Annotated in this window: 29 protein-coding genes and 1 riboswitch; of the genes, 21 read left to right on the top strand and 8 right to left on the bottom strand. The window is 69.9% G+C overall.

Annotation, left to right across the window (positions count from 1 at the left end):
• Positions 1 to 139: 139 nt before the first annotated feature.
• Positions 140 to 541 carry a hypothetical protein gene (locus tag ASC67_RS07950; protein ID WP_156466692.1) on the bottom strand — a complete coding sequence of 134 codons (402 nt, stop codon included), beginning with the start codon at positions 539 to 541 and terminating at the stop codon, positions 140 to 142.
• Between the two features lie 52 nt (positions 542 to 593).
• Positions 594 to 1,142 (bottom strand): peptide-methionine (S)-S-oxide reductase MsrA, encoded by a 549-nt coding sequence (gene msrA, locus ASC67_RS07945; RefSeq protein WP_056317559.1) that lies wholly within the window; start codon positions 1,140 to 1,142, stop codon positions 594 to 596.
• A gap of 172 nt (positions 1,143 to 1,314) precedes the next feature.
• Here msrA and ASC67_RS07940 point away from each other — a divergent pair, with 172 nt between their 5' ends.
• A complete protein-coding gene (locus tag ASC67_RS07940; RefSeq protein WP_056317556.1) occupies positions 1,315 to 2,115 on the top strand; it encodes a YdcF family protein in 801 nt (266 codons plus the stop codon).
• A 33-nt stretch (positions 2,116 to 2,148) separates the two neighbouring features.
• Here ASC67_RS07940 and ASC67_RS20790 read toward each other — a convergent pair whose 3' ends face one another.
• The gene (locus ASC67_RS20790; RefSeq protein ID WP_200946868.1) at positions 2,149 to 3,168 is read right to left on the bottom strand and encodes a cysteine peptidase family C39 domain-containing protein; all 1,020 of its coding nucleotides are present in this window, start codon (positions 3,166 to 3,168) and stop codon (positions 2,149 to 2,151) included.
• A 474-nt stretch (positions 3,169 to 3,642) separates the two neighbouring features.
• Entirely contained in the window at positions 3,643 to 5,220 is a 1,578-nt protein-coding gene (locus tag ASC67_RS07930) for a UbiD family decarboxylase (RefSeq protein WP_056317551.1), read from the bottom strand.
• Positions 5,221 to 5,422: 202 nt separating this feature from the next.
• Here ASC67_RS07930 and ASC67_RS07925 point away from each other — a divergent pair, with 202 nt between their 5' ends.
• The 20 genes from ASC67_RS07925 to ASC67_RS07830 all read left to right on the top strand — a co-directional run bounded on the left by ASC67_RS07925 (position 5,423) and on the right by ASC67_RS07830 (position 22,480).
• Entirely contained in the window at positions 5,423 to 6,340 is a 918-nt protein-coding gene (locus ASC67_RS07925) for a lytic transglycosylase domain-containing protein (RefSeq protein WP_056317548.1), read from the top strand.
• Between the two features lie 61 nt (positions 6,341 to 6,401).
• Positions 6,402 to 6,522, top strand: a riboswitch (ZMP/ZTP riboswitch).
• A 62-nt stretch (positions 6,523 to 6,584) separates the two neighbouring features.
• Positions 6,585 to 7,835, top strand: coding sequence for a serine hydroxymethyltransferase (gene glyA / locus ASC67_RS07920; protein WP_056317545.1), 1,251 nt, complete (start codon positions 6,585 to 6,587; stop codon positions 7,833 to 7,835).
• A 49-nt stretch (positions 7,836 to 7,884) separates the two neighbouring features.
• The gene (gene nrdR / locus ASC67_RS07915; RefSeq protein WP_056317542.1) at positions 7,885 to 8,328 is read left to right on the top strand and encodes a transcriptional regulator NrdR; all 444 of its coding nucleotides are present in this window, start codon (positions 7,885 to 7,887) and stop codon (positions 8,326 to 8,328) included.
• A 135-nt stretch (positions 8,329 to 8,463) separates the two neighbouring features.
• The gene (locus ASC67_RS07910) at positions 8,464 to 8,994 is read left to right on the top strand and encodes a GspH/FimT family protein (RefSeq protein WP_056317540.1); all 531 of its coding nucleotides are present in this window, start codon (positions 8,464 to 8,466) and stop codon (positions 8,992 to 8,994) included.
• A 2-nt stretch (positions 8,995 to 8,996) separates the two neighbouring features.
• The gene (locus ASC67_RS07905; RefSeq protein WP_056317537.1) at positions 8,997 to 9,425 is read left to right on the top strand and encodes a type IV pilin protein; all 429 of its coding nucleotides are present in this window, start codon (positions 8,997 to 8,999) and stop codon (positions 9,423 to 9,425) included.
• Between the two features lie 68 nt (positions 9,426 to 9,493).
• On the top strand, positions 9,494 to 10,120 hold the full coding sequence (locus ASC67_RS07900; protein WP_056317533.1) for a hypothetical protein: 627 nt from the start codon (positions 9,494 to 9,496) through the stop codon (positions 10,118 to 10,120).
• Positions 10,117 to 11,421, top strand: coding sequence for a PilX N-terminal domain-containing pilus assembly protein (locus ASC67_RS07895; RefSeq protein WP_056317530.1), 1,305 nt, complete (start codon positions 10,117 to 10,119; stop codon positions 11,419 to 11,421). The genes ASC67_RS07900 and ASC67_RS07895 overlap by 4 nt, the downstream gene beginning before the upstream one ends.
• Before the next feature lie 6 nt (positions 11,422 to 11,427).
• On the top strand, positions 11,428 to 12,516 hold the full coding sequence (locus ASC67_RS07890) for a prepilin-type N-terminal cleavage/methylation domain-containing protein (protein WP_056317525.1): 1,089 nt from the start codon (positions 11,428 to 11,430) through the stop codon (positions 12,514 to 12,516).
• 61 nt (positions 12,517 to 12,577) lie between these two features.
• A complete protein-coding gene (ribD, locus tag ASC67_RS07885) occupies positions 12,578 to 13,711 on the top strand; it encodes a bifunctional diaminohydroxyphosphoribosylaminopyrimidine deaminase/5-amino-6-(5-phosphoribosylamino)uracil reductase RibD (RefSeq protein ID WP_056317521.1) in 1,134 nt (377 codons plus the stop codon).
• Positions 13,712 to 13,781: 70 nt separating this feature from the next.
• Entirely contained in the window at positions 13,782 to 14,399 is a 618-nt protein-coding gene (locus ASC67_RS07880) for a riboflavin synthase (protein WP_056317519.1), read from the top strand.
• 86 nt (positions 14,400 to 14,485) lie between these two features.
• Complete coding sequence (gene ribBA, locus ASC67_RS07875; protein ID WP_056317516.1) at positions 14,486 to 15,580, top strand: bifunctional 3,4-dihydroxy-2-butanone-4-phosphate synthase/GTP cyclohydrolase II; 1,095 nt, start codon at positions 14,486 to 14,488, stop codon at positions 15,578 to 15,580.
• Positions 15,581 to 15,628: 48 nt separating this feature from the next.
• Entirely contained in the window at positions 15,629 to 16,111 is a 483-nt protein-coding gene (ribH, locus tag ASC67_RS07870) for a 6,7-dimethyl-8-ribityllumazine synthase (protein ID WP_056317513.1), read from the top strand.
• Entirely contained in the window at positions 16,108 to 16,632 is a 525-nt protein-coding gene (gene nusB, locus ASC67_RS07865) for a transcription antitermination factor NusB (RefSeq protein ID WP_056317509.1), read from the top strand. The genes ribH and nusB overlap by 4 nt, the downstream gene beginning before the upstream one ends.
• A gap of 47 nt (positions 16,633 to 16,679) precedes the next feature.
• The gene (locus tag ASC67_RS07860) at positions 16,680 to 17,861 is read left to right on the top strand and encodes a pyridoxal phosphate-dependent aminotransferase (RefSeq protein ID WP_056317506.1); all 1,182 of its coding nucleotides are present in this window, start codon (positions 16,680 to 16,682) and stop codon (positions 17,859 to 17,861) included.
• A 108-nt stretch (positions 17,862 to 17,969) separates the two neighbouring features.
• Entirely contained in the window at positions 17,970 to 19,436 is a 1,467-nt protein-coding gene (locus ASC67_RS07855; protein WP_235566257.1) for a serine/threonine-protein kinase, read from the top strand.
• Entirely contained in the window at positions 19,433 to 19,936 is a 504-nt protein-coding gene (locus ASC67_RS07850) for a TssQ family T6SS-associated lipoprotein (RefSeq protein WP_056317503.1), read from the top strand. The genes ASC67_RS07855 and ASC67_RS07850 overlap by 4 nt, the downstream gene beginning before the upstream one ends.
• A 13-nt stretch (positions 19,937 to 19,949) precedes the next feature.
• On the top strand, positions 19,950 to 20,375 hold the full coding sequence (gene ybgC / locus ASC67_RS07845; protein ID WP_056317500.1) for a tol-pal system-associated acyl-CoA thioesterase: 426 nt from the start codon (positions 19,950 to 19,952) through the stop codon (positions 20,373 to 20,375).
• Positions 20,372 to 21,055: a protein TolQ gene (tolQ, locus tag ASC67_RS07840; protein WP_011830536.1), complete on the top strand. Its 684-nt coding sequence runs from the start codon at positions 20,372 to 20,374 to the stop codon at positions 21,053 to 21,055. Before ybgC ends, tolQ begins: the two co-directional genes overlap by 4 nt.
• A gap of 140 nt (positions 21,056 to 21,195) precedes the next feature.
• Positions 21,196 to 21,624, top strand: a complete 429-nt coding sequence (gene tolR / locus ASC67_RS07835) for a protein TolR (protein ID WP_056317498.1) — start codon at positions 21,196 to 21,198, stop codon at positions 21,622 to 21,624.
• A gap of 7 nt (positions 21,625 to 21,631) precedes the next feature.
• Positions 21,632 to 22,480 carry a cell envelope integrity protein TolA gene (locus ASC67_RS07830; protein WP_056317496.1) on the top strand — a complete coding sequence of 283 codons (849 nt, stop codon included), beginning with the start codon at positions 21,632 to 21,634 and terminating at the stop codon, positions 22,478 to 22,480.
• Here ASC67_RS07830 and ASC67_RS07825 read toward each other — a convergent pair.
• The 4 genes from ASC67_RS07825 to ASC67_RS07810 are packed head-to-tail and all read right to left on the bottom strand — an operon-like array spanning position 22,477 to position 24,971.
• Positions 22,477 to 22,944 carry a DoxX family protein gene (locus tag ASC67_RS07825; protein WP_056317492.1) on the bottom strand — a complete coding sequence of 156 codons (468 nt, stop codon included), beginning with the start codon at positions 22,942 to 22,944 and terminating at the stop codon, positions 22,477 to 22,479. The genes ASC67_RS07830 and ASC67_RS07825 overlap by 4 nt on opposite strands.
• Entirely contained in the window at positions 22,925 to 23,752 is an 828-nt protein-coding gene (locus tag ASC67_RS07820) for a putative DNA-binding domain-containing protein (RefSeq protein WP_056317490.1), read from the bottom strand. The genes ASC67_RS07825 and ASC67_RS07820 overlap by 20 nt, the downstream gene beginning before the upstream one ends.
• Entirely contained in the window at positions 23,749 to 24,642 is an 894-nt protein-coding gene (locus ASC67_RS07815; protein ID WP_056318272.1) for a DUF692 domain-containing protein, read from the bottom strand. The genes ASC67_RS07820 and ASC67_RS07815 overlap by 4 nt, the downstream gene beginning before the upstream one ends.
• Before the next feature lie 50 nt (positions 24,643 to 24,692).
• A complete protein-coding gene (locus ASC67_RS07810; RefSeq protein ID WP_011830542.1) occupies positions 24,693 to 24,971 on the bottom strand; it encodes a DUF2282 domain-containing protein in 279 nt (92 codons plus the stop codon).
• Between the last annotated feature and the right edge of the window lie 87 nt (positions 24,972 to 25,058).

Below are 25,058 nucleotides of genomic sequence, written 5' to 3'. Positions count from 1 at the left end.
GAAGACCCCGCGCAAGGCGGGCTCCATTCAGGAAGACGGGAACGAACAGCGCCGGGACGACCGCAGTCCGTCCCGAAGCGCCGATGGCGCAGGGCCGCGCTCGGCCACGGCCGCGGCAGAGCCCCCTGCGAACGATCGATCAGGCGATCGTCGGCGGCGGCGCGCGGGCGCGGTAGGCGAGCCGGACGGCGCCCGAGGGCGGCGTCGGCACCGGTGCCGCGAGATGGCCGGGCGACAGCGCCGGTACGGCATCGACGCTGCCGGAGGAGGCGGCATCCCCCAGCGAGAGCTGGTCGTAGAGATGACAGGCAGGCGTGCCGCGCTCGTGGCCGAACAGCGCCTCGATCCCGTGCGCGGCGGCAGATGTCCCGCCATGCGCCTGCCCCTGCGGCGCGGCGATGGCAACGACCGTTCCGGAGACCCCACCGTGCACGCTGCGGTGCGCCAGCCCGAGCACCTGCGCCCACAGCAACGCGGCGCACAACAACACGCCGAGCCAGAGGCGCGGAGCGGCGGGCGAACGACGAGCGCAGGCTTTCACGGAGGCAAAGGGCCGGAGCGAGGGCCCGCCAGTATGCGGCACCCTCCGCGGATCAAACCTTGCGGCGCGACGCGAAGGTCTTGCGGAACTTCTCCACCTTGGGCGCGACCACGAAGGCGCAGTAGCCCTGTCCCGGATGCTGAACGAAGTAGTTCTGGTGATAGGCCTCGGCCGGCCAGTAATTGAGCTCCGGCTTCACCTCGGTCACCACCTTGCCGCGCACGCCGCCGCTGGCCTGCAGCTCGGCAATGACCTCGTGCGCAATGCGCGCCTGCTCGTCGTTGTGCGTGTAGATGCCCGAGCGGTACTGCGTGCCCACGTCGTTGCCCTGGCGGTTGGGCGTGGTCGGGTCGTGCACGACGAAGAAGATCTCGAGCAGCTCGCGAAAGCCGATGCGCTGCGGGTCGAACTGCACGCGGATCACCTCGGCATGACCGGTCTCGCCACCGCAGACCTGTTCGTAGCTCGGATCGTTCACGTGGCCGTTGCTGTAGCCGGACTCGACGGAAACGACGCCGTCGACCTCCTGGAACACGGCCTCGGTGCACCAGAAGCAGCCGCCGCCCAGGGTGGCGGTCTCTAGATTCTCAGAGGTGTTCATCGCTGGACTTCCTTGCAGGTCGGCAGGCTCCGGGGTGGAGCGCGGGGGGAACGGCGGGGCAACGCGTGACAAATGCCCGAACCGCGGCATTAAGCGAGCCAAGGCAATGATGCCGCAGAGCCGCATGGCCCCGGCTCTCCACAATGCGTCGTCCCGACCCACGACAACTTACATGACCGGCCTCGAACCCTTCAAGCCCCTGCTCACCGCACTGGCCCTGCCGCCGGTGCCCTGGCTGCTGCTGATGTTGATCGGCGGGCGCCTGGTGGTCTGGCGCCCACGGGTCGGCATGGTGCTGCTGCTGATGAGCGCGGCGCTCATCTGGCTGAGCGCCTGCCAGGGCACCGGACACTGGCTGCAGTCGACCCTGCTGCCCGCCCCGCCGCCGCTGAGCGACGCCGACATCGCCGGCCTGAAGCCACCCAAGGCCGAGCCCGCGCCGACGACCGCCATCCTGGTGCTCGGCGGCGGCCGCATCCCGCGCGCGCCGGAGTCCGGCACGGCCGACCTGCAACCCGCCTCGCTGGAGCGCCTGCGCTATGCGGTGCGGCTGTCGCGCCAGACCGGCCTGCCACTGGCCTTCAGCGGCGGCATCGGCTGGGGCCAGCACGACGACAGCGGCCTGTCGGAGGCCGAGATCGCGCAACGCATCGCCGAGCGCGACTTCCTGAGACCGATCAAGTGGGCGGAAACCGCGTCGCGCGACACCCGCGAGAACGCCATCCTGAGCGTCAAGCAGCTGCATGCGGCGGGCATCCGCCACATCGTGCTGGTGACGCACGCTTGGCACATGCCGCGCGCACTGCGCGCCTTCCGGCACGCCGGCGGCGACTCGGTGCAGATCACCGCCGCGCCCATGGGCTACTTCGTGCCGGCCGACCGGGGCGTGCTCGAATGGCTGCCGAGCAGTGCCGGCTTCGGCGAGGTACGCGTGGTGCTGCGCGAGTTGCTGGCGCGCGGCGTCGGCTACTGAGCCGACAGCCGCGCGGACCATCGCCCGGCCTCCTCACCCGTTCCAGTTCGCGGCGATCACCGGCGCGAGCGCCGTCTGGTAGTTCGGCGGCAGCGTGGTCTGCCCGGCCGCCGGCGGCGTGAAGCCCGCCATCGCGCTGACCAGGTTCTGCACCTGCGAGTCCAGCAGGGTCTTGCCGTCCGAGGTCTTGAACTGCTCCACGTGGTATTGGCTTCCGAGATACCAGTTGGTCAGCGTGGCCTTGTCGGAAGTGCCGATGATGCTGACCTCGAGGCTGTTGGACACCTTGCGCAGCCAGATCTGCTCGGTCGACACGCCGCTCAGGAACTGCAGCACGTCGGTGTTGCCGGCGGTGGTGTCGTTCTCCTGCAGCGTGTCGGCGCCGTAGCCGCGGCCGAGCACGTAGGTGCGCAGCGCGGTGAGCACGCTCTCGAACACCACCACGACCAGCAGGCCGATGACCAGCACGTCCAGCGTGGTGAGGCCGATGTGCACCAGCACCTTGTCCATCACGACCTGGAAGAACAAGGGGCTGATCAGCGCGAACAACTGCAGGAACAGGCTGATGACCAGCACCTCGCCGAACAGCTTGCGGTACTTGACGAGGCTGGGGATGAACCAGCTGAAGTCGAACTTCGCGAGCTCACCAGCGACGCTGGCGCGGCTTGTGACGAGTAGGAGTTCGCCGGTCCATTGCTCGGTGAAGACGGCGATCGGCTCGATGACCGGGCGGCCGCCTTGGATCTGCTCGCTCGGGTCTTGCAGCAGGACGCGCTGGCCGTCGCATTGGGCCAGCACGACGGTGCGGCCGTCACGCAGCAGGGCCAGTGCGGGAAGCGGGGTCAGGCTCAGGCGTTCGACGCTCGGTCGGCTGAGCTTACCTTTGAGCCCCAGGTGCCTGGCGGCGAGGAGCAGGTCGTCCGTAGACCAAGGCTCGCTGGAAGTCCTGCCGAGTTGGTGCATGACTGCCGCGGGTTCGGCGGCAATGCGGTGCAGTCGTGCCAAAAGGCATAACGCGGCTAGGCCAGCGGGTATCCGGTTGGCGTCTTCCACTCCGGCTTTTTGAGCACGAGCTTCTTCATCGGTAACACGCCCACCGACGGCGACTGCCCCTCCTTTTTCTGCATTCGACAAGCCGCCTTCTCCCTGACGCGCTGTTGAAAATTTGCGTTGGAGGCTAAGTGCGTGCGGCTGATATCCACCCCCCTACGAGGAGGGTGGATGCAAGGTCTTACAGGATCATCGACGGTGACACACGAGCATCACTCAGCCCTTCGGCGACGGGTCTTTCGCTGGGCTCAAAGAAATGCCCCTCCACGCCATCACGGCGGGAGGGGCGAGGTGGCAGCACCACCTTTGGAGATCCGGAGGAATATGGTCCGGGGCTCCTGGTACGCAGAGACTGCGTCCTGGGATTTGCCTGCGTTGCAGGCCCTTGAAGACTAGGCGCCCCGAACGCAGGATGCAAACCGCGCACGCCTATGGCGCCGGCACACCCGATTGCCGCTCGATCGGGTCAGCTCTTTTTCAGCGCCCGCCGGACGCCGGCATCAGAGCCTCGACGATGGCCGCCACCCGCTGCTCGACCGCTGCGTCCATCCGGATCGGGCGGCCCCATTCACGGGCCGTCTCGCCGGGCCACTTGCTGGTGGCGTCCAGCCCCATCTTGCCGCCCAGGCCCGAGACCGGCGAGGCGAAATCCAGGTAGTCGATCGGCGTCTGGTCGACCAGCGTGGTGTCGCGCACCGGGTCCATGCGCGTGGTGATCGCCCAGATCACGTCCTGCCAGCTGCGGATGTCGACATCGTCGTCGGTGACGACGATGAACTTGGTGTACATGAACTGGCGGAGGAAGCTCCACACGCCGAACATCACCCGCTTGGCGTGGCCGGGGTAGCTCTTTCGGATGCTGATGATCGCCATCCGGTAGCTGCAGCCTTCGGGCGGCAGGTAGAAGTCGGTGATCTCCGGAAACTGCTTCTGCAGGATGGGCACGAACACTTCGTTCAATGCAACGCCCAGCACGGCAGGCTCGTCCGGCGGCTTGCCGGTGTAGGTGGAGTGATAGATCGGGTCGCGGCGGTGGGTGATCCGGTCGATCTGGAACACCGGGAACCAATCCTGCTCGTTGTAATAGCCGGTGTGGTCGCCGAACGGGCCTTCGAGCGCATGCAGGTAGCCGCCGCGTTCCTCCAGCGGCACGCCGTGGGCGCTGGTGCCCCGGTACCCAGGCGCCGCGACCGGGATGTGCCCCTCCAGCACGAACTCGGCGCTGGCCGGGACCTGCAGCTTGACGTCGCCTTCCCCCACGCCCGAATCGACCACCTCGGTCCGGCTGCCGCGCAGCAGGCCGGCAAACTGGTACTCGCTCAGGCTGTCGGGCACCGGCGTCACGGCGCCCAGGATCGTGGCCGGGTCGGCCCCCAGAGCCACAGCGATCGGGAAGGGCTGGCCGGGGTGGGCCAGCGCGAAATCGCGGAAGTCGAGCGCCCCGCCGCGGTGGGCGAGCCAGCGCATGATGGTCTGCCGAGGGCCGATGACCTGCTGGCGGTAGATGCCCAGGTTCTGGCGGCTGCGCGGCGTCGGCACCGACTGGGGGCCGCGCGTGATCACGAGGCCCCAGGTGATCAGTGGCCCGGCGTCGTCCGGCCAGCAGGTCTGCACCGGCAGCGTGGCGAGGTCGACGTCCGCGCCCTCCAGCACGACCTCCTGACAGGGCGCGCTGCGCACGCGAGCGGGCTTCATGTCCCACAGGGCCTTGCCGAGCTGGACCAGCCGACCGGCGTCTTTCAGGCCCTTGGGCGGCTCCGGCTCCTTCAGGCTGGCGAGCAGGCGACCCACTTCGCGCAGCTCGGAGGCGCCCGCCGCCCCCATGCCCAGCGCCACCCGGCGCGGGGTGCCGAACAGGTTTGTCAAGACCGGAATTTTGTAACTACCCTGGCCCGACGTCGGTTGCTCGAACAACAGGGCCGGGCCGGCGCGGCGCAAAAGCAAGTCACTGATCGCTGTCATCTCAAGCCGCGTGGAGACTGGCTCCACGACGCGGCGGACTTCCCCCTGCTGCTCCAGGCCGTCCAAGAACTCGCGCAGATCCCGGTATTTCATACTTAATAGCTATTAAGGATCGGTTTGATAGTCTTGACTGGTTATTTAAAGCCTTCCTACACTCCGGCCCGTTCCCGTGAGGGATAACCCGTCCCGTCGACGCTGACCCCGAATGCAGGGTGGTGTCGATGCCGCGGCGGGCGAATTATCGCTGTGGGGTTCGGGCTCTTTGCTCGGCTTCACGCACATCGAAAGGAGAGGCATGACAGCACTCCCGTCTCACCAGCCGCTGCGCCACCTGGCCTCCGCGCTGGGCCGCCCGGTGGCGGTGTTCTTGAAGGATGCGGGCCACGGCCTGCTCGAGGTTTGCCACAACTCGCTCGCCCTGGTCGGTCTGGTGGTGGTGGCACTGTCGTTGTTCTTCGCAGGCCGTGCCGACCTGCGCCACACGCTGGAAGAACACGCGCTGGGCTGGCTGCAGACCCGTCAGGTCGCCCGCGTGGAAGCCGACACCTCGCTGGCCGGTCTGGCGGCGGCCCTGGTCGAGCGCGACGCGGTGGCACGGGCGACCGCCGCCGACCCGGGTGACCTCGATCGTCAGCAGGCCGCTGTGGCGTCCTGGCTGGCGCGCCGCTACCGGGTCGCCCCGGAACCTGTTAGCCGGCTGGTCCAGGAAGCCTGGCAGGTCGGGCAGCGGGCCAAGCTCGACCCGACGCTCATCCTGGCGATCATGGCCATCGAGTCGAGCTTCAATCCGTTTGCGCAGAGCTCGGTCGGTGCGCAGGGCCTGATGCAGGTCATGACCCGCGTCCACGACGACAAGTACGAGGCCTTCGGTGGCAACCACGCGGCCTTCGACCCGGTGACCAACCTGCGCGTCGGCGTGCAGGTGCTGAAGGAATGCATCGCACGCGCCGGCAGCCTGGAGGGGGGCCTGAAGTACTACGTCGGCGCCGCCAACCTCGCCGACGATGGCGGCTACGCCGGCAAGGTGCTGGGCGAGCAGAGCCACCTCCGGTCCGTTGCCGCGGGCCGCAACGTCGCGGTGACGGCCCCGATCATCGTGCCGCCGACAACCCTGCCGGTCGCGGCACCTGCCGAGGCGGCAGCGTCCGCGGTGCCGGCACCGGGCGGCGAGGAGCTTCCCGCAACCCCGTCCCAGCAGGTCGCCCTGCGCTGATCGATCGACCCGCCTTCCGGCACACCGTTGCCGAAGCGGCCGACAGGGCTCCGGTAAACTGCTTCGGCAGCGCGACTGGCGATACGGCCCCCGCGGGCCCGAGGTGGACTCCCACCGGGAAGCGCTGCCGGAAGTTCTGCTGCCTCTGCAGACCCGTTCCGCCGCTCGCCTGGGCAGCCCCCGGCTGCATCCGCATCGCGGATGCGCTGTACTGGGGTCTTCCTGATCGTTGAGAACCGCCACCATGTTCGATCGCCAGCAATCCACCGTCGCGAACGTCGACGCCGAACTCTGGTCGGCCATCCAGGCCGAGAACCGACGCCAGGAAGAGCACATCGAGCTCATCGCGTCCGAGAACTACGCCAGCCCGGCCGTGATGGCCGCGCAAGGCACCCAGCTGACCAATAAGTACGCCGAGGGCTACCCCGGCAAGCGCTACTACGGCGGCTGCGAGAACGTCGACGTGGTCGAGCAACTGGCCATCGATCGCCTGAAGCAGATCTACGGCGCGGCCTTCGCCAACGTGCAGCCGAACTCCGGCTCGCAGGCCAACCAGGGCGTGTTCTTCGCGCTGCTGCAGCCGGGCGACACCATCATGGGCATGAGCCTCGCCGAGGGCGGCCACCTGACTCACGGCATGGCGCTCAACATGAGCGGCAAGTGGTTCAAGGTCGTCAGCTACGGCCTGAACGCCAAGGAAGAGATCGACTACGACGCGATGGAGCGGCTGGCCCACGAGCACAAGCCCAAGCTCATCATCGCCGGGGCGTCGGCCTATGCGCTGCGCATCGACTTCGAGCGCTTCGCGAAGGTGGCCAAGGCCGTCGGCGCCTACTTCATGGTCGACATGGCGCACTACGCCGGGCTGATCGCCGCGGGCGTCTACCCCAACCCGGTGCCGCACGCCGACGTGGTGACCTCCACCACGCACAAGAGCCTGCGCGGCCCGCGCGGCGGGATCATCCTGGCGAACAACGAGGACATCGCCAAGAAGATCAACAGCGCCATCTTCCCCGGCCTGCAGGGCGGCCCGCTGATGCACGTGATCGCGGCCAAGGCGGTGGCGTTCAAGGAAGCGCAGCAACCCGAGTTCAAGACCTACCAGCAACAGGTCGTGAAGAACGCCGACGCGCTGGCGCGCACGCTGACCGAGCGCGGCCTGCGCATCGTCTCGGGCCGCACCGAGAGCCACGTGATGCTGGTCGACCTGCGACCGAAGGGACTCACCGGCAAGGAAGCCGAGGCGATCCTGGGGCAGGCCCACATGACCTGCAACAAGAACGGCATCCCGAACGACCCGCAGAAGCCGATGGTCACCAGCGGCATCCGCCTGGGCAGTCCGGCGATGACGACCCGCGGTTTCGGAGTGGAGCAGGCGGTTCAGACCGCCCACCTGATCGCCGACGTGCTCGACCGCCCGCATGACGAGACCAACCTGGCGGAAGTGCGCGCCAAGGTGGCGCTGCTGACGCGCGAGTTTCCGGTCTACCGTTGAACCTGCCGACCCTTCGCAGGCTCCTCCCTCGCGTCCGGGCCTGAGCCGAGTGCGCTGCCCCTTCTGCGGCCACGAGGACACCCAGGTCGCCGAGACCCGGGAATCCGACGAAGGCGACGTGATCCGTCGCCGACGTCGCTGCCCGTCCTGCGACAAGCGCTTCACGACCTACGAGCGCGCCGAGCTGGCGATGCCGGCGGTCGTGAAGAAGGACGGCAGCCGCAGCGAGTTCGACCGCAGCAAGATCCGCGCGTCGATGATGCTGGCGCTGCGCAAGCGGCCGGTGAGCATCGACCAGGTCGAGGCCGCCCTCGGTCGCATCGAGGAGAAGATGCTCGCGACGGCCGCCAACGAGGTGCCGTCCGCCAAGATCGGTGAGATGGTGATGCGCGAACTGAAGAAGCTCGACAAGGTGGCCTACGTGCGCTTCGCGTCGGTCTATCGCAGCTTCGAGGGCGTCGACGAGTTCAGCCGCCTCATCAAGGATATCTGAAGCCCCGCGCCTGTCACGGCCTCTGAGGCAGCGGCTGCAGCGCTTCCCTCCCCGCTTCCCCCGACAGGGCGACGCGGCCCCAAGATCGCAAGCCTAGATTCGCCTGCATCGTCACCACGACGTCGGGGAGAGGCCATGCGAACGCCGCAACGGGGATTCACCTTCATCGAGACGGGTGCCACGCTCGCCATCCTGGCCATCGCTGCGACCCTCGCGATCCCTGGTTTCCAGGACCTGCTCCAGAGGCGCCACACTGAGGGCGTGGCCACCGAGCTCGCCACCGACCTGCAGTTCCTGCGCTCCGAAGCGGTCGCCCGCAATCAGACGCTGCGCGCCAGCTTCGTCGCGCTGCCCAGCGGGGGCAGTTGCTACCTGCTGCACAGCGGCGCCGCAGCGGCCTGCAGCTGCCAGGCCGACGGCAGCCCGTCCTGCAGCGGCGAGGCGCAGCAGATCAAGGCGGTGCCATTGCCAGCCGGCAGCCGCGTCAGCGTGCAGGCCAACGTGGGCTCCATCGTCTACGACCCACGGCATGGCACAAGCACACCGGCCGCGACGATCCGTGTCACCGGCCTCGACGGCCGCGCAGTGCACCACGTGGTGAACATCATGGGCCGCGTGCGCTCGTGCTCCCCACGTGCCGAGTTCGGCGGCTACCGCGCCTGCTGAGCATGGCACCTCGGCCAGGTCCGGATGTCGCACGCGGTCTCAGTCTCGTCGAACTGGTGATCGTGCTGCTCGTCGTCGGCATCCTGGCGGTGATCGCCTATCCCAGCTTCATGGGGCAGTTGCTCAAGACCCGTCGCATCGAAGCCATCGCCGCGCTGGCCCAGGTGCAGCAGGCGCAGGAACGCTGGCGCGCGAATCACCCCACGTATGCCGACACCCTCACGACGCTCGGCCTGTCGTCGCCCCCGTCCGGCCGCTACCTGATCACGATCGACCGCGGCGCGATCGATGGCTACACGGCCACGGCCCATGCTGCCGGCGCGCAAGCCCTCGACACCGCCTGCTCCAGCCTGAGTCTGACGCTGGGCGGCGGCAACACCCTCCATTCGTCGACTGGCTCCGCGCTCGCAAGCGTCTGCTGGAACCGCTGAGCTCCCGCATGGCGAACGCACGGATGTCCCGGCCGAGAAGCAGCGTCGCGTCCCAGCGCGGCCTGTCGTTGGTCGAGCTGCTCGTCGGCTTCGCGGTCGCGCTCTTTGTGGTCATCGGCAGCATCGTCCTGCTCGTCGACCAGTTGCGCGACAGCCGGCGCCTGTTGCTCGAGGCGCGCGTTCATCAGGATCTGAGAGCCGCGGCCGATCTGATCTCGCGCGACCTGCGCCGTGCCGGCTTCTGGCAACGCACGTCGACCGACAGGCCCAATCCCTACCAGGACATCGCCACCGCCGGTCCAGAGGACGCAGCGAGCGTGCGCTACAGCTTTTCTCGCGACACCCTCGAGAACGACAGCATCGATCCGGCGGAGGCCACCGGCTTCCGGCTCGGCGGCGACACGCTGCAGACGCTGAACGGAGCCAGCTGGCAAGCGATGACCGACCCCGGCACCGTGCGCATCACGCATTTTTCGATCAACCCGCGGGTCAGCGTCGTCCCGCTCGGCCAGTTTTGCACGCCTGCCTGCGCCGCCGGCACGGCGGGCTGCCCCGTGCTGTCGCTGCGCAGCTACGTGATCGTTCTGCGCGGTCGCTCTGCGACCGACGCCGCCGTGCAGCGTGAGATCCGGCAGACCGTGCGCGTTCGCAACGATGCGCTGCCGATCGGCTCCTGCCCCGCCTCGGCCGCATGAAGCCCGGCCGCACACCCCAGCAAGGCGCCGCCGCGCTGGCCGTGGTGATGATCCTGTTGCTGGCGATGACCATCCTGGCTGCCTTCGAGAACCGCAGCCTGCTCTTCGAGCAGCGGAGTTCGGCCAATCAATACCGCTCCACGATTGCTGCTGAGACCGCCGAGGCCGGGCTCGAATGGGCGCAGGCCCTGTTGAACGATGGTCGCCGCCTCGATGCTTACTGCCTCCCGGCCGCGGATCAACCGACCTCGTTCCGTGAACGCTATGTCCCGAAGTCGGCCCCCGATGCCGCCATCGCGCCCGTGACCACCGTTCGTCCCGGTTGCAGCCTGGGTGCGACCGGCCTGAGCTGCCATTGCCCGGACGCCGGCAGCTCGGCCGAGTGGAACGGCAACGGCCCGAGCTTCACCGTCGAGTTCGCAGCCGTCAGCGGCGATCCCCAGGCCCTCAGGATCACCGCCCGCGGTTGCTCCAGCCGCGGTTCACAGTGCGTGCCGGACACCGGATCCGCAATTGCCGATGCCGCGGCGGCCGCTCAGGCCATTTTCAAGCTCCGCCCGGCCCTGCGAACGATACCGGTCGCTGCCCTCACCACCGGGGGCAGCACGGCACTCGACGGCTGGCAACTGGCCAACACCGATCACGCCACGCACGGCCTGCTGATCGATGCGGGAGGCACCCTCACGCTCGGCGGCACGCCGCCGCTCCTGAGCACGCTGCCGGGCAGCCCGGTCGAGAACGCGCTGATCGAAGGCGACGAGGCCCTGGCGCGGCTCGCGGCGGCCGACGCGTCGGGGTCGGCCTTCTTTGCCGCGCTGTTCGGCGGTACGCCGGCGCAATTCGCCGCGGCCCCCGCGACCCGTCGCATCGCCGGGTGCACGGCCGTTTCCTGCGGCGCCGCGCTGAGAACCGCCTATGCGGAGGGCGACACGAGCTTCTTCGTCGACGGCGATCTGCAACTCGACGCCGCCGGCTGGCCCGGCGCAACGGTCGGCAGCGCCGACCGGCCGCTCCTCCTGGTGGTCGGCGGAGCGCTGCGTTTCAATGGCAGCTTCCCCGCCCACGGCCTGATCTACGCGGCCGACAGCAGCTTCGACCCTGGTGGCGCCATCGATCTGCACGGAGCGCTCGTGGCGCGCGGCGGCCTCTCCGGCAGCAGCAACGGTCGCGTGAGCTACAGCCCGGCCGTGCTGCAACGGCTGCGGTCCGCGGCTGGACCCTGGGTGCGCGTGCCCGGCAGTTGGCGCGACGGTCGGTGTGCCGCCACTGATCCGGCCCAGCCCTGCGACTTCCTACCCTGATGCGCCATGCCCACGCTCGAAGCACGTCGTCAGGCATCCGGCTTCACGCTGATCGAGGTGCTGATCGCCGTCGTCGTGGTGTCGATCGGTGCGCTCGCCCTCGGCAGCCTGCAGGTCGCGCTGTCTCGCCATGCGGACGTCGCGCGCCAGCGCACCGAAGCCACCCAACTCGCCATCTCCAGGTTGGAGGAGCTGCGCGGCTTCGAGCAGGTGCTCTCCGAAGCCGGCAAGCAGGCCTACGCCGATCTTCGCAGCGGCAGTGATCAACCCCTCATCGACAGCAACACGCGCTTCGAGCGCCAATGGCAGGTGCAGGGTACGGCCGACGATCCTTATCGCCGCATCGACGTGCAAGTCACCTGGGCCGACCGCAGCGGCGACACGCGCCAGACCTTCGTCAGGCTGGGCTCGCTGATCGCACGCGCGGAACCTGCCGACGCCGGCAGCCTGGGCCTGCCCCAAGGCGACGCCACCGCAATGCTGCGCCCGAAGGGCCGGGCCCTCGACATCCCGATCGAGGCCGAGCGCCTGACCGGACCGAACCACGGCCGCAGTGTCCTGCGCTGGCAAGGTGCGAGCGGCGGCTTCCTCGTGTTCGACGACAGCTCCGGCACGGTGATCGCGCAGTGCGCGACCGCACCGGACGACCGCACCGACATCGCCGCCACCTGCAACCCACTGCCTGCGCTGCTGCTGCGCGGCGATCTGTCGGGCTCCTGGGCCGCCGCAGTGACAGGCCTCTCGTTCACCGCCACGCAGCATCTGCTGGCGATACCCGACTGCCATGTCGCCGATGCCGTCGACCACAACGACGGTCGACCCATCGCGGGCGTGCGCTCCTATGCCTGCCTGATGCGCCCGGGCGACCACGACACCGATGCGGGCACGCCGCGCGCCTGGTCGGGGCAGTCCCGCATCGCACCCGAGCCCGTCGGCACGCAGTCGGTGTGCCGCTACACCACCGCGCCGTCGACAACGCTCAACGAAGAGCATCCGGCCCTCTACAGCCTCGTGACCCGATCGCTCCACCACCAGAACTTCCTGCTGCTGGACGCTGGGGCGTGCCCGGCCAGCACCGCGCTGCATCAGCCGTGAGGTAGCGCGCGAACGTCGCTGGTTCCGCGCCGCACGCCCAGCCTCGCGTATCGTCGAGGGCGTGAAGCTCACTCCCTCCGAATCCTGGGCGCTCGCGCTGCGCAACGCCAACGAAGCCATCGGCCTGTCCGATCCCAATCCCCGCGTCGGCTGCGTCATCACCGCCCCCGATGGCCGCCTGTTGTCCAGCGGACACACGCAGCGCGCCGGCTCGGCGCACGCCGAGGTGGCGGCGTTGCGCGCGGCCCAGGCCGCAGGCCATACCGTGCGCGGCGGCACCGCCTGGGTCACGCTCGAGCCGTGTTCGCACCACGGTCGTACCCCACCCTGCTGCGACGCGCTGATCGAGGCCGGCCTGGCTCACGTGATGATTGCGCTGCAGGACCCGAATCCGCTGGTCGCCGGACACGGCATCAGCCGGCTGCGGGCTGCCGGCATCGACGTGACGGTGCTGGAACCCGATGACCCGGTCGCGATCGGTGCACGCGAGCTGAACATCGGCTTTCTCTCCCGCATGCTGCGTCAGAGGCCGTGGGTTCGCCTGAAGATCGCCGCGTCGCTCGACGGACGCACGGCGCTCGACAACGGCCTGAGCCAGTGGATCACCGGCGACGCAGCGCGCACCGACGGCCATGCCTACCGCAAGCGGGCCGGTGCGGTGCTCACCGGCATCGGCACCGTGATCGACGATGACCCGCGGCTCGACGTGCGGCTCGTCGACACCGTGCTGCAGCCGTGCCGTGTCGTCGTCGACTCCAAGCTCGACATTGCGCTCGACGCCCGCATCCTCGCGCCGCCGGGCGAGCGACTGGTCTACACCGCCAGCGCCCTCACGCGCAGTGCCGCGCCGAAGGTCCGTGAATTGGCCGAACAGGGCGTGTCCGTCCTGGCCTGTGCCAACGCCGACGGCAAGGTCGATCTCGGTGCGATGCTCGATGACCTGGCGCGGCGCGAGATCAACGAACTGCATGTCGAGGCAGGCAGCAAGCTCAGCGGCTCCTTCGTGCGGGCGGGCCTGGTCGACGAGTTCCTCGTCTACCTGGCCCCGCTGATGCTCGGCGTGGGTCGCGAGATGGCGCGCTTCGGGCCGCTCGCCGCGCTGACCGAAGGCCTGGCGCTCGAGTTCACCGGCGTCGAGCGCGTCGGGGCCGACCTGCGCTTGATTGCCCGGCCGCCGGGCCGCGCCGATTTCTGAGCAACGGCCCCGGACACCGCGCTTGCCCCCGCCGCGGCGGCTGAGCTGCGACGCTGAGACAATCGCGACCATGTTCACCGGCATCATCAGCGGCCTGGGCCGCCTCAGCGACAGCGCGCCGCTCGGCGCCGACCCGTCCCACGGCAAGCGCCTCACCATCGCCACGCCACCGGGCTACCTGGCCGACGTGCAGCTCGGCGACAGCATCGCGCTCAACGGCGCCTGCATGACCGTCACGACCTTCGACGCGGAAGCCGACTGGTTCACGGTCGACATCTCGGCGGAAAGCCTGGACAAGACAGCCGGCCTCGCCGACCCCGGACCGCTCAACCTCGAGAAGGCCCTGCGCGCCAGCGACCGGCTCGGCGGGCACCTGGTGTCGGGCCACGTCGACGGTGTCGGCACGGTGACGAAGTTCGCGCCGGTTGGTGAATCCTGGGACCTGTGCATCGCCGCGCCGCAGGCGTTGGGCCGTTACCTCGCCTACAAGGGCTCGATCACCGTCAACGGCGTCAGCCTCACGGTCAACCGCGTCACCGACCGGGCCGACACCACCGAGCTCAGCATCAACCTGATCCCGCACACGCTGGAACACACGACGCTCGGCACGCTGACTGTCGGCGCCCGCGTCAACCTCGAGATCGACCTGATCGCGCGCTACGTCGAGCGCATGCTCGGCAGCCGCTGACACCGCCGCGCGCCGGCGAGGCCGCCCGCACCGAGGCGGCGAGCTCCCCGCCCGCGCCGCTCCGACCCGCCACCTACAATCCCGCCATGGCTCTTTCCCCTGTTCCCGAGCTGATCGCCGAGCTCGCCGCCGGCCGCATGGTCATCCTTGTCGACGAGGAGGATCGCGAGAACGAGGGCGACCTCGTGATGGCCGCCGAGCACGTCACGCCCGAGGCGATCAACTTCATGGCGCGCTACGGCCGCGGCCTGATCTGCCTCACGCTCACCCGCGAGCGCTGCGAACGGCTGCAGTTGCCGCCGATGGCCGCGCGCAACGGCACCCAGCACGGCACGGCCTTCACCGTCTCGATCGAGGCCGCCACCGGCGTGACCACCGGCATCTCCGCCGCCGACCGCGCCCGCACCGTGCAGGCTGCGGTGGCGCGGGACGCGAAGGCGAGCGATCTGGTCCAGCCCGGCCACATCTTCCCGCTGCAAGCCCAGGACGGCGGCGTGCTGATGCGCGCCGGCCACACCGAGGCCGGCTGCGACCTCACGCTGATGGCCGGCCTGACGCCCGCATCGGTGATCTGCGAGATCATGAAGGACGACGGCACGATGGCGCGGCTGCCCGACCTGGTGCTGTTCGCGCGGGAACACGGGCTCAAGATCGGCAGCATCGCCGACCTGATCGAATACCGCAGCCGCAACGAATCCCTCATCACGCGCGTCACGCAACGCGTGCTGGTCACGCCGCAGGGACCGTTCGACTGCCATGCCTTCCGCGACCGCTCGGGCGGCCTGCACCTGGCCCTGAGCGTGGGGCAATGGAGCCCCGACGACGAGGTGCTGGTGCGGGTGCACGAGCCGCTGTCGGTGCTGGACCTGCTCGATGCCGGCCGCTGTGGCCACTCGTGGCCGCTGCCCCGGGCGCTCGCCGCGCTGCGTACAGCCGAGCGCGGTGTCGCGGTGCTGCTGAACTGCGGCGAGGCCGGCGACGGCCTGCTGCAGCAGCTGACCGCGGGCCCCGACGCGCCGCCGGCACCGCGCGGCCAGATGGACCTGCGCACCTACGGCGTCGGCGCGCAGATCCTGCGCGAGCTCGGCATCGTCCGCATGAAGCTGCTCGGCAGCCCGCGCCGCATGCCTAGCATGGTGGGCTACGGGCTCGAGGTCACCGGCTTCGTGGCCGCCGAATGACGCCGCGCCCGAGTTCGCCGCGGCTGCCCTTCCCCCTTCGAGGTTTCGATGCAAGACGCTGACACCCAGACCACGATCTTCGGCAACACGGTCGCCGAACTCGTGGGCGAGAACCTGCGCATCGGCATCGTGCAGGCACGTTTCAATGCCGCGCTCACCGACCGCCTGGCCCAGGCCTGCCTGGCCGAACTGGAACTGCTGGGTGTGTCGGCCAAGTACATCGAGCACGTGTCGGTGCCCGGCGCGCTCGAGATCCCCGTCGCACTGCAGGCGATGGCGCGGCGCAAGGACTTCGATGCGCTGATCGCGCTGGGCTGCATCATCCGCGGCGAGACCTATCACTTCGAACTCGTCAGCAACGAGAGCGGCGCCGGCGTGACGCGCATTTCGCTCGATCACGAGACCCCGATCGCCAACGCCATCCTCACCGTCGAGACCGAGGCCCAGGCCTGGGCCCGTGCGGACGACAAGGGCCGCGACGCCGCGCGCGTCGCCGTCGAGATGGCCAATCTGATGGAAGAGCTTTCGTGACCCCTCAAGACACCGACGGCGCCGCGCCGTCACCGGCGCCGACCGCCGCCCGCCCGGGCGGCCGCAAGCCGGCGCAGAAGTCCTCGCGCCGTCGCTCGCGCGAGTTCGCCCTGCAGGGCCTGTACCAGTGGCTGGTGTCGGGCAGCGAGGCCGGCGTGATCGAGGCCCACATGCGCGAACTCGACGGCTTCAAGCAGGCCGACGTGGCGCATTTCGACGCCCTGCTGCACGGCTGCGTGGCCGAGGCCGCCGCACTGGACGCCGTGCTGGCGCGCCACGTGGACCGCAAGACCAGCGAGCTGTCGCCGATCGAGCACGGCGTGCTGATGATCGGCGCCTACGAGCTCAGGCACTGCATCGACATCCCCTATCGCGTCGCCATCAACGAGGCGGTGGAGCTCGCCAAGAGCTTCGGCGGCACCGACGGCCACAAGTACGTCAACGGCGTGCTCGACAAGGCCGCGGCCGACCTGCGGCCGCTCGAGGTGCAGGCGCGGCGCGCGGCCCCCCCGCGCGACTGATCCGCGGCGCCCGCCGCCGGCCCTCGCCCTTTCCGCTGCCGACACGGATGAAGCTCGCCCGTCGCCTCGACCACATCGAGCCGTTCTACGTGATGGAGTGCGCCAAGGCGGCGGCGCGCATCGCGGCCAGCCCGGCCTGCGACCCGGCACGCGGCGGCGAGCCGATGATCTACCTGAACATCGGCGAGCCCGACTTCACCGCACCGGCGCCGGTGCTCGAGGCGGCCCGGCGCTGCCTGGCCGAAGGCCGCACGCAGTACACGCAGGCCACCGGGCTGCCGGCGCTGCGGGAAGCCCTGTCGCGCTGGTACGCGCAGCGCTTCGCGCTCGACATCGACCCGCAGCGCATCGTCGTCACGGCCGGCGCGTCCGCCGCGCTGCAGCTCGCGTGCTTGGCGCTGTTCGAGTCCGGCGACGAGGTGCTGATGCCGGACCCGAGCTACCCCTGCAACCGCCATTTCGTCGCGGCGGCCGATGCCACGCCGGTGCTGCTGCCCTGCGGCCCGGCGCAGCGCTACCAGCTCGACGCTGCCAGCGTCGAACGGGCGTGGAACGAATGCACCCGCGGCGTGCTGCTGGCTTCGCCGTCCAATCCCACCGGCACCTCGATCGCCGCCGACGAGATGCAGCGCATCGCGCAGGCGGTGCGCGCGCGCGGCGGCGTCACGCTGGTCGACGAGATCTACCTCGGCCTGAGCTACGACGACGCCTATGGCGGCTCCGCCCTCGCCCATGGCGACGACGTGGTGTCGATCAACAGCTTCTCCAAGTACTTCAGCATGACCGGCTGGCGGCTCGGCTGGCTGGTGCTGCCGCCCGCGCTGGTGGCGCCGGTCGAGAAGCTGGCGCAGAACCTGTTCATCTGCCCGTCCAGCGTCGCGCAGCACGCGGCGCTGGCCTGCTTCGAGCCCGCATCGATCGCCGAGTACGAGCGGCGCCGCACCGCCTTCCGGGCCCGGCGCGACTACATCGTGCCGGCGCTCGAATCGCTCGGCCTGCCCGTCCCCGTGCTGCCCGACGGTGCCTTCTACGCCTGGGCCGACTGCTCGGCCCAGGCCGGGAGCAGCTGGGACCTGGCGTTCGCGCTGATGGAGTCGGCGCACGTCGCGCTGACCCCGGGGCGCGATTTCGGCCACCACGGCACCGAACACCACCTGCGCCTGTCCTTCGCCAGCGGCCTGCCCCAGCTCGAACAGGCCGTCGAGCGCCTGCGGCGCGTGCTGGCGTGAGTTGCGTCACGCCCTCGGCCCGGCACGTGACACGCGGTTACCACGCCGGCCGGCACCCCGTGCCGGCCTTGGTTGAGGGCCTCCATGGCATCGTCTAAGCTCCGTCTCGTGGAAAGCGCTTCAACCCTCTCGCCGCCCCCCGGCTCGCTGCAGGAGGCGATCGACAACGCCGAGATCGAAGACACCGTCCTGATGGCAGAGCTGCCGTCCGAGGACGGTGCGAACCGCGGGCCGCTGCCCACCATCGGCCAGATCGGCCGCTATGCGCTGAAGTACCGCATCGGCGATGGGGGCCTCGGCACCGTGTACGCCGCCGACGACCCGCTGCTGTCGCGCCGCGTCGCGATCAAGACACTGAACCTGATGCCGGCCGGCGCGCGCACGCCGCTCGAGACCGACGCGCGCGAGCCGTTCAACGCGATCTTCCTGCACGAGGCGCGCGCCGCCGCTCACTTGAGCCACCCGCACATCGTGACGGTGTTCGATGCGGGCCTGAGCCCGCAGGGCGCCTACATCGCGATGGAGCTGCTGAAGGGCAAGGACCTGCGCGCGCTGCTGAGCGACGGCTGGCGCCCGACGGTGGGTCAGGCGGTGCTGATCATCCGCCGTGTCGCCGACGCGCTGGCCTACGCCCACAGCAAGGGCATCGTTCACCGCGACATCAAGCCGGCCAACATCTTCATGGTCGGCCGCACCCAGCCCAAGGTGCTGGACTTCGGCATCGCCAGCGTCGCGCACGCGCGCGACAGCGGCGGCGCGGTCGGCGGGTCGCCGCACTACATGGCCCCGGAGCAGGTGCGCAACGAGCCGACCGACCGTCGCACCGACGTGTTCTCGCTCGGCGTCGTGCTCTACGAATTGCTGACCGGACACCGCGCCTTCGAGGGCGACTCGCTGGCCGCCATCACCGGCGCGGTGTGCAGTTTCACGCCGCCGTCGGCCGACGAGGTAAGCACGGCCGTGCCGCCGGCGCTGGCCTCGATCGCCGCGCGGGCCATGGCCAAGCGCCCGGAGGATCGGCCGCGGTCGGCCCGGGCCCTGTCACGCGATCTGCACGAATGGCTGCAGGCCCACCCCGAGGCGCTGCAGTCGGGCGAGGACGACGCACCCGCGGTCGAACGTCGCTGGCCGCAGTGGGCCTTCGGCGGTCTGGCGCTGCTCGGTGCGGGGCTGATCGGCTTCGGTGCCTGGCACGGCCTCGCGTCGTCACCGGGCAGTGAAGGGGTGGCGGAGCAGCCGCCTGCGGCACAGACGACTCGCGTGGCGGTCGCGCCGACACCGGCCCCGACGGCAGCAACACCGATGACGATCGCGGCTCCTGCTGCGGCGACCACGGCGGCGCCGGCCGCACCGATCGCCGTCGGCAGCGGCGTGCTGCAGCTCGCCATCAGCCCCTGGGCCGAGGTCGAGGTCGACGGCAAGGTCCAGGGGCTCACGCCGCCGCTCAACCAGCTCAGCCTCCCGGCAGGCCGACACACCGTGACGCTGCGCAACAGCGGCTACGCGGCCCATGCCATCGCCGTCGACGTCGAGGCGAACGAAAGCGTCCTCGTCAAGCACCGTTTCGGACCATGACGACCCCTTCCTCCTCACGCCGGCTGTTGGCCGCCCTCACCCTGCTGGCGTTGTTGGCAGGCTGCGCCCAGCTGTCGCCCGCGCCGGCGCCGGCGCCCGCACCGGTGCAGGCCCCTGTTGCGCCCCCACCCCCGCCGCCCCCCCCTCCTCCCCCGCCGCCGCCTGCGCCGGTGCCACCGCCGGTGAGCATCGTCGAGCTCAGCGCGCGCCCGGCCGAACAGGCCCTGCTGGCGGGCATCCGCGCCTACGACGACGGGCAGTACAAGCTCGCCGAGCAGCGCCTCGGCAGCGCCCTGAAGACCGGGCTGGCCGCCCCCAAGGATCGCGCCGCCGCCCACAAGACCCTGGCCTTCATCTACTGCACCAGCCAGCGCGCCAAGGCCTGCGAGAGCGCCTTCCGGGCCGCCCGCGCCGCCGACCCGGCCTTCACGCTGAGCAAGGCCGAGGCCGGCCACCCGCTCTGGGGACCGGTCTACCGCCGCACGCTGTCCGCGCCCTGAGTCGCCACCGATCTTGCCGATCTCCTCGCCGCCCCCCGCGTTCCGCTTCCCGCTGCGCGTGTACTGGGAGGACACCGACGCCGGTGGCGTGGTGTTCTACGCCAACTACCTTAAGTTCTTCGAACGCGCCCGTACCGAGTGGCTGCGCAGCTTCGGCTTCGAGCAGGAGATACTGCGCACCAGCGAAGGCGTCATGTTCATCGTCAGCGAGACCGCGGTGCGCTACCTGCGCCCGGCCCGCCTCGACGACCTGCTGCAGGTGAGCGTGACGGTCCGCGAGGGACGGCAGGCCAGCCTGCAGCTCGCGCAACAATGCTGGCGCAGCGATCCCGACGGCGAGACGCTGCTGGCCGAAGGCACGATCCGCATCGGCTGTGTGGACAGCGGAACCTTCCGCCCGCGCCGCATTCCGATCTCTCTCATCGAAGCCCTGGCATGAACTCTCAAGACCTCTCGATCTTCCAGCTGGTGCTGCATGCCAGCCTCGTCGTGCAGTTGGTCATCGTCGCGCTGCTGGCGATGTCGCTCGCGAGCTGGACCGTGATCTTCGGCAAGCTGTTCGGGCTCAAGCGCGTGCGTGCGCTCAACGAGGGCTTCGAGCGCGACTTCTGGTCGGGCCAGAACCTGCAGGACCTCTACGCCGACGCCGCCAAGAAGGCCGACCGCTCCGGCCCGATGACGCGCATCTTCGCCTCCGGCATGCGCGAGTTCATGAAGCTGCGCGAACGCCGCGTCGCTGATCCGGGCGCGCTGCTCGACGGCTCGCGTCGCGCGATGCGTGCGAGCTTCCAGCGCGAGCTCGACACCGTGGAATCGCACCTGAGCTTCCTCGCCTCGGTCGGCTCGGTGTCGCCGTACGTCGGTCTGTTCGGCACCGTGTGGGGGATCATGCACGCCTTCACCGGCCTGGCGAACCTGCAGCAGGTGACGCTGGCCACGGTGGCGCCGGGCATCGCCGAGGCGCTGGTGGCCACCGCGATCGGGCTGTTCGCGGCGATCCCCGCAGTGCTGGCCTACAACCGCTTCGCGCGCGACATCGACCGCATCGCGATCCAGATGGAGACCTTCATCGAGGAGTTCTCCAACATCCTCCAGCGCAACATCGGCCAAGGGCATTGATGGACCACCCCCGTTGCGGCTACGCCGCTCCCCCTCGAGGGGGCGCCGCTGGCGGACCGGCGGAGCCGGATCCGCGGCGGCTGTTCGCTGGTGCAGTGCACACGGCGCGGTCCGCGCTCAAGGCCCGGGAGCATTGACGCATGGCTCAAGTCACTGCACGCCACGGCTCGCGCCGCCGCACCATCAACGAGATCAACATGGTGCCCTTCATCGACGTGATGCTGGTGCTGCTGATCATCTTCATGGTCAGCGCGCCGCTGATCACCACCGGCGTGGTCGACCTGCCCTCGGTCGGCCAGGCCAAGCGCCAGCCGGACAAGGTGATCGAGGTCGTGGTCGGCACCGACGAGAGCCTGAAGCTGCGCGTCGACGGCAAGGACGCGGCACGCACCTCGCTGCGCGAACTGGCCGGCCGCGTGACGGCGCTGCAGAACGGCAGCGCCAACACGCCGGTCATCATCGCCGCCGACCGCAACGTCAAGTACGAGCAGGTCGTGAAGGTGATGGACACGCTGCAGAAGGCCGGCGTTCAGCGCGTGGGCCTGGCGGTCAAGGCGACGGGTGCCTGACGCCGCGATGAACGCGACAACGCTCGACGACCTGCGCCCGCGCAAACCCGGCGGGCTGCCGCGTGCGGCGGTGCTGGCGCTGATCGCGCACGGGCTGCTGGTGCTGGGGTTGAGCCTGAGCGTCAACTGGCGCACCTCCGAGCCGGCCGGCGTCGAGGCCGAGTTGTGGGCGGCCGTCCCGCAGATCGCCGCGCCCCGGGCCGTCCCGCCGGAGCCGACGCCCACACCGACCCCGCCGCCCAAGCCCGAGCCGCAGGCCAAGGCCGAGCCCCCACCGCCCCCACCGAACCGCGACGCCGACATCGCACGCGAGAAGCGCGAGCAGAAGGAGAAGCTCGAGAAGCAGCGGCTCGAGGAGCAGCGCAAGGAAGACGCGCTGCGCAAGAAGAAGGAACAGCGCGAGCAGGAAGAGATGGCCCAGGCCGAAGCCGACAAGCGCGAGGCGGAGAAGAAAAAGAAGGCCGAGGCCGAACGCCAGGCCAAGCAGGAGGCGATCCGCCGGCAGCAGCTCGATCGCGTGATGGCCGAGGCCGCCGGCACCGGCGCACCGGGCAGCACCGGCACCGCGGCGCAGAGCGCCGGGCCCTCGGCCAGCTATGCCGGGCGCATCAAGGCACGCATCAAGCCCAACGTGGTGTTCGGTGACGAGGTCGACGGCAACCCGCTCGCCTCGGTCGAGGTGAAGGTGGCACCCGACGGCACGATCGTCGGCCGCCGGCTCGTCAAGTCCAGCGGCATCCCGGCCTGGGACGAGGCCGTGCTGCGTGCCATCGACAAGACCGAGGTGCTGCCGCGCGACACCGACGGCCGCGTGCCGCCGGCCCTGCTGCTGGATTTCCGGCCGCGCGACTTCTAGCGGCGCGGCGAGCCGCCGATGCGCGGCCACCACCACGCATCGAGCGACCACTTGCCGGGGCCCCACAAGGCCAGCGCCGCCAGCAGGCTGCCCCAGAACACATGCTGCTGCAGCGCCGCCGGCGCGATCTCCTCGAGGCTGAGAACGGCCACCACGTTCATCACCGACAGCCCGAGCGCGCCGAAGCGGCCGAACAGCCCGAGCACCAGCAGCACCGGCAGCACCAGCTCACCTCCGGTCCCCATGACCGCGGCCAGGTGCGGCGGCAGCAGCGGCACCTTGTACTCGTCCTGGAACAGTGCGAGCGTGGTGTCCCAGTCGGCGATCTTGGTCAACCCCGAGCGGAAGAACGCCGCGCCGACATAGAGACGTGCGGCCAACTGCGCTGCCGGCTGCAGCGCCTCCAGCACGCGGGTGCTGGTGCGGCACAGCGCCAACGGGGTTTCAAGCCAGGTCCGGGTCATGGAACATCTCCTCGGAATCGTCAACGAGCTCGGCCTTCCACAGCCAGCCGCGTTGCAGGGCCTGGATCAGCCAGGCGCTGAAATCGAATTCACGGCCGGCGCGCTGCAGCGCCTCGGCCAGCGTGCGTCGCGCCTGCAGCGCCTGCATCCAGGCGAACACCGGCGCATCGACCGGCGTCACGTCGGCCCGCCAACCGGCGCGCGCGACCACCACCGACTCGGCCTGGCCGGTCTCGAGCGCCTCGCGCACGGCGGCCACGGCCGCATCGCCGTCATTCACATGGGCAGCATGCAGCGCTGCCACCGGCCAACGGCTCGCGAGCAACTGCACCGCCGGTGCCAGACGCAACCGCAAGGTGTCGGCCGCGTGCTCGGCCAGCCAGACCAGCGTGTCGCGATCGAGCGCGGCATCGGCCGCGCCTTCGCAACGCACGATCGCGGCATCGAGTCGTGCGCAGTCGCCCAGGTAGGGCCATGCGTCGAGGTCGGCCTGCGCCTCGACGAACGCTGGCAGATCCTGCCCCCATTGCGCGAGATCGCCGCGCTGCGGCGGCGCATGGCGCCACAGTGCGCAGGCCAGCCGGGCGAAATCTTGCTCTCCGACCAGGGCCTGCAAGGTCGGATAAGCCGCGGCCAGTGCGCGTTCTGCGGTCGCTGCGGCATTCGCACGGTAGGCGTCGATCCCGAGCTGGCGCCGCGCGCCCTGCTCCGCCAATCGCGCCGACGGCGCCGGCGCGGCGCCACGCAAGGCCGCCAGCAAAGCGCTCTGGCGCGCGGCCTCGGTTTGCCGTTCGGCGGAACATGTCATGCCGCGCTCCGCAGATCGGCGGCCTCGTGCTGACAGCGTGCCGCCTGGGTGGCTTCGTCCAGCAGGACGTCGAGCGCGGGCACGTCGGTGTCCCATTCGATCAGCGTCGGCAACGCACCCAGGCGCGCGACGGCGTGCCGGAACACGGCCCACACCGTCGCGTGCACGCGGCTGCCGTGGTCGTCGATCACCAGCGCGCCGGCATCGCAGTAGCCGGCCAGGTGGATCTCGCCGACCACGGCCGCCGGCAGCGCGTCGACGAAGGCGCAGGCTGCAGCCACCGGATCGCCGGCTGCCGGATCGGCACGCTGTGCGTTCAGCGCGTTCACGACCAGGTTGTTGACGTCGAGCAGCAGCTGGCAGCCGGTGCGGCGGGCCAGCGCCGCCAGGAACGCGGGCTCGGGCATCTGCTCGTCGTCGTCGAACGAGAGGTAGGCCGACAGGTTCTCGACCAGCAGCGGACGACGCAGACGCTCCTGCACCTGATGCACGTTCGTGCAAAGGATGTCGAGCGAGGCGCGGGTGAAGGCAATCGGCAGCAGATCGGCCGCATGCAGCACGGCCGCATCGCCCGGCATCGACGCACGCGCAAAGCACGCATGGTCCGACACCCGCACCGGATCGATGCGATCGACCAGTGTTGCCAGCCGCTCGAGGTGCCAGGCGTCGACACCGGCCGCGGAGCCGAGCGCGAGCCCGACGCCGTGCAGGCTCACCGCATGGCTCTCCCTCACGCCCGACAGCACGGCCAGCGCGGCACCGCCCTCGGCGAAGAAATTCTCCGCATGGACCTCGACGAAGCCGATCGCCGGGCGGCGTTCGGCCCACTCCCGGTAATGCGGCTGGCGCAGACCGATGCCGACGCCGGCCAGGGTCGAGAGCGCGTCCATGTTGAACAACGGAGAGCGCCGCTGCGTCCGGTGTCGTGCGCTTTTTTTTCTTACTTCTTCTCGGCCAGCTTGGCCTTGGCTTCAGCGGCGCTCAGGCCGCCGGCGGCCTTGCAGGTGCCCTTGGCGACGTACTTCCATTCGCCGACGTCGCCAGCCGTCGCCTGGCCCGCACACGAGTGGGTTCCCGACAGGTTGGCGCAATCGTTCTGCCCGGCCTTGGCGATGCCGTAGCACTTCTCCTTGCCCGAGTCCTGGGCGGCAGCCGGGCCGACCAGGCCCAGCGCGAGGAGGGAAGCGAGGGCGGACGATGCGATCAGATGCTGGTTCATGCAATGCTCCTGGAGGGTAGTTGAGTGGGCCGCGACAGAGGCGACGTGCATGTGTCGCGAACGCCGGAAGATTCTTACACTGCCCCC

The organism is Methylibium sp. Root1272 (assembly GCF_001425905.1).
GTDB lineage: Bacteria > Pseudomonadota > Gammaproteobacteria > Burkholderiales > Burkholderiaceae_C > Methylibium.
This window is presented reverse-complemented; position numbering and strand designations above follow the sequence as displayed.